The organism is Streptosporangium sp. NPDC006013, from assembly GCF_040614275.1.
GTDB lineage: Bacteria > Actinomycetota > Actinomycetes > Streptosporangiales > Streptosporangiaceae > Streptosporangium.
This window is the reverse complement of record NZ_JBEXUE010000637.1, coordinates 1-4,849: the sequence shown is the minus strand read 5'-3', so window position 1 is coordinate 4,849 and position 4,849 is coordinate 1. Positions and strand designations below refer to the sequence as shown.

General features: G+C 68.4%; 5 protein-coding genes. 2 read left to right on the top strand and 3 right to left on the bottom strand.

The window, feature by feature from the left end; genetic code table 11:
- The first annotated feature begins 482 nt into the window (after nt 1-482).
- Nucleotides 483-1,445 carry a threo-3-hydroxy-L-aspartate ammonia-lyase gene (locus ABZ260_RS46725; protein ID WP_355631222.1) on the top strand — a complete coding sequence of 321 codons (963 nt, stop codon included), beginning with the start codon at nt 483-485 and terminating at the stop codon, nt 1,443-1,445.
- A 153-nt stretch (nt 1,446-1,598) separates the two neighbouring features.
- Here ABZ260_RS46725 and ABZ260_RS46720 read toward each other — a convergent pair whose 3' ends face one another.
- The 3 genes from ABZ260_RS46720 to ABZ260_RS46710 all read right to left on the bottom strand — a co-directional run bounded on the left by ABZ260_RS46720 (nt 1,599) and on the right by ABZ260_RS46710 (nt 3,879).
- Nucleotides 1,599-2,057, bottom strand: a complete 459-nt coding sequence (locus tag ABZ260_RS46720; protein ID WP_355631219.1) for a hypothetical protein — start codon at nt 2,055-2,057, stop codon at nt 1,599-1,601.
- A gap of 90 nt (nt 2,058-2,147) precedes the next feature.
- A complete protein-coding gene (locus ABZ260_RS46715) occupies nt 2,148-3,155 on the bottom strand; it encodes a 1-aminocyclopropane-1-carboxylate deaminase (protein WP_355631216.1) in 1,008 nt (335 codons plus the stop codon).
- 28 nt (nt 3,156-3,183) lie between these two features.
- Nucleotides 3,184-3,879, bottom strand: a complete 696-nt coding sequence (locus ABZ260_RS46710; protein ID WP_350920324.1) for a GntR family transcriptional regulator — start codon at nt 3,877-3,879, stop codon at nt 3,184-3,186.
- 163 nt (nt 3,880-4,042) lie between these two features.
- Between ABZ260_RS46710 and ABZ260_RS46705 the strand changes: the two genes are divergently transcribed.
- Nucleotides 4,043-4,744, top strand: coding sequence for a CBS domain-containing protein (locus ABZ260_RS46705; RefSeq protein WP_355568297.1), 702 nt, complete (start codon nt 4,043-4,045; stop codon nt 4,742-4,744).
- Nucleotides 4,745-4,849: the final 105 nt, after the last annotated feature.

Below are 4,849 nucleotides of genomic sequence, written 5' to 3'. Positions count from 1 at the left end.
CACGGATTCCAGAGCGGCAGGCTGAGGAAGCACCCGCCGGTGGGTCTGCGATCTCGTGTTCAACGTAGCCATCAAAACGCACCTCCTTGAGCTGATGGCCAGGGCTGGTCAACGCGGGGCTTCAAAGCGCATTACCGCGCCTCAAGCCCCCTCCTTCAGGAGGGGGTCGTTGACGCGGTTCTCCTCTGGTCTGGTCCCTCGCCGGGGCGCTGGGGTCGACATCGCGCATCGGTGCGGTGCTCACCGGTTGGGGGGCGTACCTCGGAGCGCGCCAGGAAATATTAGAACGTGCTTAAGCGGTGAGCAGCCGGTTCGGTGAACACGTTCGATTGACCATAGGGACAGATCAGGCCGCTAACTGCGAAAGATGGCAGAAGCGGTGCTTTCCCCTCTCTGGGTAGGATCCTGCCTTTACCGGAGGCGTGCGGATCATCTCATCGAGATCGTGACCCCAGCCGTGTCCAACAGAGAAGAGTCAGCCGATGCCCCAGTCGCCGACCTACGACGACGTCCAGAGCGCCGCCGCCCGCATCGCGTCACAGGCCCACCGAACCCCGGTGCTGCGCTCACGACTGATCAACGAACGCGTCGGCGCCGATGTGGTGTTCAAGTGCGAGAACTTCCAGCGGGTGGGCGCGTTCAAGTTCCGCGGCGCGTTCAACGCCCTGTCGCGCTTCACCCCCGGGCAGCGGCGCTCCGGCGTGATCACCTACTCCTCCGGCAACCACGCCCAGGCGATCGCCCTGGCCGCCCGGCTGCTGGACATCCCGGCCACGATCATCATGCCGCACGACGCGCCGGCCGCGAAGGTGACCGCCACCGAGGGCTACGGCGGGCAGGTCGTCCGCTACGACCGCTACACCGAGGACCGGGAGGAGATCGGCCGCGCGCTGGCCACCGACCGCGGCCTCACGCTGATCCCCCCGTACGACCACCCCCACGTGATCGCCGGTCAGGGCACCGCCGCCAAGGAGCTGTTCGACGAGGTCGGCGAGCTCGACGCGCTCTTCGTACCGCTGGGCGGCGGCGGGTTGCTGTCCGGCACGGCGCTGTCGACCCGGGCGCTGTCACCGGACTGCACGCTGTACGGCGTCGAGCCCGAAGCGGGCGACGACGGCCGGCGATCACTGCGCCAGGGCACCATCGTCCACATCGACACCCCGAAGACCATCGCCGACGGCGCGCAGACCCAGCACCTGGGCACCTACCCGTTCGACATCATCCGCCGCGATGTCAACGACATCCTCACCGCCACCGACGCCGAACTGGTCGAGAGCATGAGGATCTTCGGGTCCATCATGAAAACGGTCGTCGAGCCCACCGGATGCCTCGGTTTCGCCGCCGTCCGCAACCTCGCCCCCCAGCTGCGCGGGCAGCGGGTCGGCGTGATCATCAGCGGGGGAAACGTCGACCTCGACCGTTACGCGGCACTGCTGACCTCTTGACCCGAAAAGCATCGACGCGGTGCTCGCGCGTTCCCGGACCTGTGCGACCAGGTGGGCCACCGGGCCCGTTCTCGTAGGATCCCCGCATGCTTCTGTGGATCAATGCCCCCTTCGGCGGCGGCAGGACGCAGACCGCGTACGAGATCCAGGCCGTCAGGAGGTCGGCAGGCGGTCGGCGAGGCGGTCGAGACCCTGCCTGATCATCTGCCCGTACCCGTCGTCACCGAGTGCGTCGACGGCGGCGCGCCCGCGCCGGAGGTGGTCGCGCGCACGATCGAGATCGCCGAGCCTGCGGTAGACGTCGCCGAGGTTGAGGTGCAGGGAGGGGTAGAACCCGCTCGCGGGGCCGGTGACGCCCGCCTGCCGCGCCCGCGCGTCGGTGATCAGGTCTGCCGCCTCCAGGGCCCGCAGGTCCCAGAGCAGCTCCTCGTGCGCGTCGTCCTGGACGTCGGCCATCGAGTGGGCGAGAGCACAGCGATGCAGGGGATCACCGGTCGCCCCGATCTCCTGCCACAGCTCGGAGAAGAGCCTGCGGGCGGCTGCCCGCTCGCCGCTTTGGCCCAGCTCCATCCCTTGACCGATCCTGGCCATCGTCGCATCGGGCTCAGCCATCCGCCCTCCTTCGTACGGCGTTTCCGGTGACCCTAATGGCGGGCACCGACAAAACTCAGCCCCGTGGTGAGGAGGGCGGGGACGCGGAAGTCAGCGGAAGAGGGCGCTGTAGGCGTTGACTGCGGGCTGCCCGCCGAGGTGGGCGTAGAGCACGTTGGAGTCCGGACCGATCTCACCGCTTTTGACCAGGTCGATGAGCCCGGCCATGGACTTGCCCTCGTACACCGGGTCGATGATCATTCCTTCCAGGCCGCCGGTGAGCCGCATCGCGTCCAGCGTCGAGGAGACCGGGATGCCGTAGAAGTCACCGGCCCAGCCCTCCAGCACGGTGATCTCGTCTTCCCGCAGGTCGCGCCCGAGACCGATCAGCTCGGCGGTGTTGCGGGCGATCCTCTCCACCTGCACCCGGGTCGCCTCGATCTTGGCGGAGGCGTCGATGCCGATCACCCGGCGGGGACGGTCCTGACCGGCGAACCCGGCGATCATCCCGGCGTGGGTGGAGCCGGTGACGCTGCAGACGATGATCGTGTCGAAGAACACGCCGAGCTCCCGCTCCTGTTGCTGGACCTCGTAGGCCCAGTTGGCGAAGCCGAGGCCGCCGAGGCGGTGGTCGGAGGCCCCTGCCGGGATCGCGTAGGGCACGCCCCCCGCCTCCCGTACCTCCGCGAGGGCCTGCTCCCAGCTGTCCCTGAAGCCGATGTCGAACCCCTCGTCGACCAGCCGCACCTCGGCACCCATGATCCGGGAGAGCAGGATGTTGCCGACCCGGTCGTTGACCGAGTCGGGCCAGTCGACCCAGCTCTCCTGGACCAGCAGGGCCTTCAGCCCCAGCTTGGCCGCGACCGCCGCGACCTGGCGGGTGTGGTTGGACTGCACGCCGCCGATGGAGACCAGGGTGTCGGCGCCCTGGGCGAGTGCCTCGGGGATCAGGTATTCCAGCTTGCGGGTCTTGTTGCCGCCGAAGGCGAGACCGCTGTTGCAGTCCTCCCGCTTGGCCCAGATACGCGCTCCGCCCAGGTGCGCGGTGAGTCGATCGAGCGGGTGCACCGGGCTCGGCCCGAACAGCAGGGGATAGCGGGGAAAGTCCGCGAGGGACATGTCGTGCTCCTTGAGTTTCCGGGGCGATTCAGCTTGAGAGTTTCCACGCACCGCCGGCCGCGTCCCCGGTCGCCGAGTCCAGTAGTGGTGCGAGGGTCTGCCAGTTGGCCCGCGCGGCCAGCGCGGCGCCGTCGGCGTCCCCGGCCGCGCACAGCGCGATGATCTCGTCGTGCATCTCCACGGATCCCCGGCCGGTGAGCGAGGAGAAGCGCAGCCGCTCGACTCGGCGCAGCGCGGGGGTGACCTGCTCAAGCACCGACCTGACCACGTTGTTCGCGCACGCCGTGACGGCGACCTGGTGGAAATCGTCATCGGCGGCCAGCGCCCCGTCGACGTCACCGCGCCGCAGCGCCACGGCGAACCGCTCGTTGGCCTGACGCATCAGGTCGAGTTCCTCACCCGACAGCACCGGCACCGCTTCGCGCACGGCCAGTTCGTGCATGGCCGCGGCGACGGACTGGGCGTTGCGGGTCTCTCTGTCGTCCAGCGGGCTGACGATGGTGAACCGGCCCGGTTTCGTCTGCACCAGACCCGACTGTTCGAGACGGGCCAGTGCCTCGCGGATCGGCGTGCGGCTGATGCCCAGCCAGCTGATCAGATCGGCGTCGTTGAGACGTTCGCCGGGCGCGAGGGTGCCGTCGACGATCGCGTCGCGGAGGGCGCGGTAGGCGTCCTCCCGCAGCAGGGATCTGGCGACGAGACCTTGGCTTTTCGGGACCGGCATGCGAAATATTGCACATCACACTTTGCGTATTGTCAATCGAACCCGAACGCCGAATGCCTCATCAGGACCGAAAGACCACCGATGAAGGACTTCCGACCCTCACCCTGGGACAGGTCCCGCTGTCCAATGAAGGAGAGGCTTCCATCCCTTCGAGGAGGAAACGATGCGCGTGAAGGTGAGCGAGGTCATGACGCGAGCTGTCGCGTCGGTCAACGGCAGCACGCCGTTCAAGGACGTCGCCGAGGTGCTCATCGCCCACGGGGTGAGCGCGGTGCCGGTCGTCGACGCCGAGAACCACGTCCTCGGCGTCGTCTCGGAGGCGGACCTGCTGGCCAAGGAGGAGTTCAAGGAGCAGTACTACCGCGAGGGCTATCGGCCGCCGCTGCGCGCCCGGCTGCGGTACCGGCTCAGCCGGGAGGGGCGTTCGGCCAAGGAGAAGGCCCAGGGCGACACCGCGGCCGAGCTGATGACCGCGCCCGCCGTGACCATCACCCCGAACGCCCCGGTGGTGTCGGCGATGCGGCTGATGGACGAGCGCGGTGTCAAGCGCCTGCCGGTGGTCGACCGTGAGGGCAGGCTGGAGGGCATCGTCAGCCGTCAGGACCTGCTCAAGGTGTTCCTGCGCACGGACGACGAGATCGCCCGCGAGATCAGGGAGGACGTTCTCGATCATTCCCTGTGGGTGGACACCTCCCAGGTGAAGGTCACCGTCAAGCAGGGCATCGCGAAGCTGAGCGGTCACATGGCACGGCACAGTGACGCGTTGATCGCGGCCCGGATGGCGCTGCGGGTCCACGGGGTGGTCGACCTGATCGACGAACTGGAGTGGGACGAGGACGACGCCCCCGCGTGGCAGGGCCGGTAGGAGTACCCACCCGCGACGTCACGCCGGCGATCAAGGCCGTGCTGGTGACCCATATCTCGACCGGTGCCCGCATGTCGTACTGCGAGAAGGGCCACTGCGGGTTCG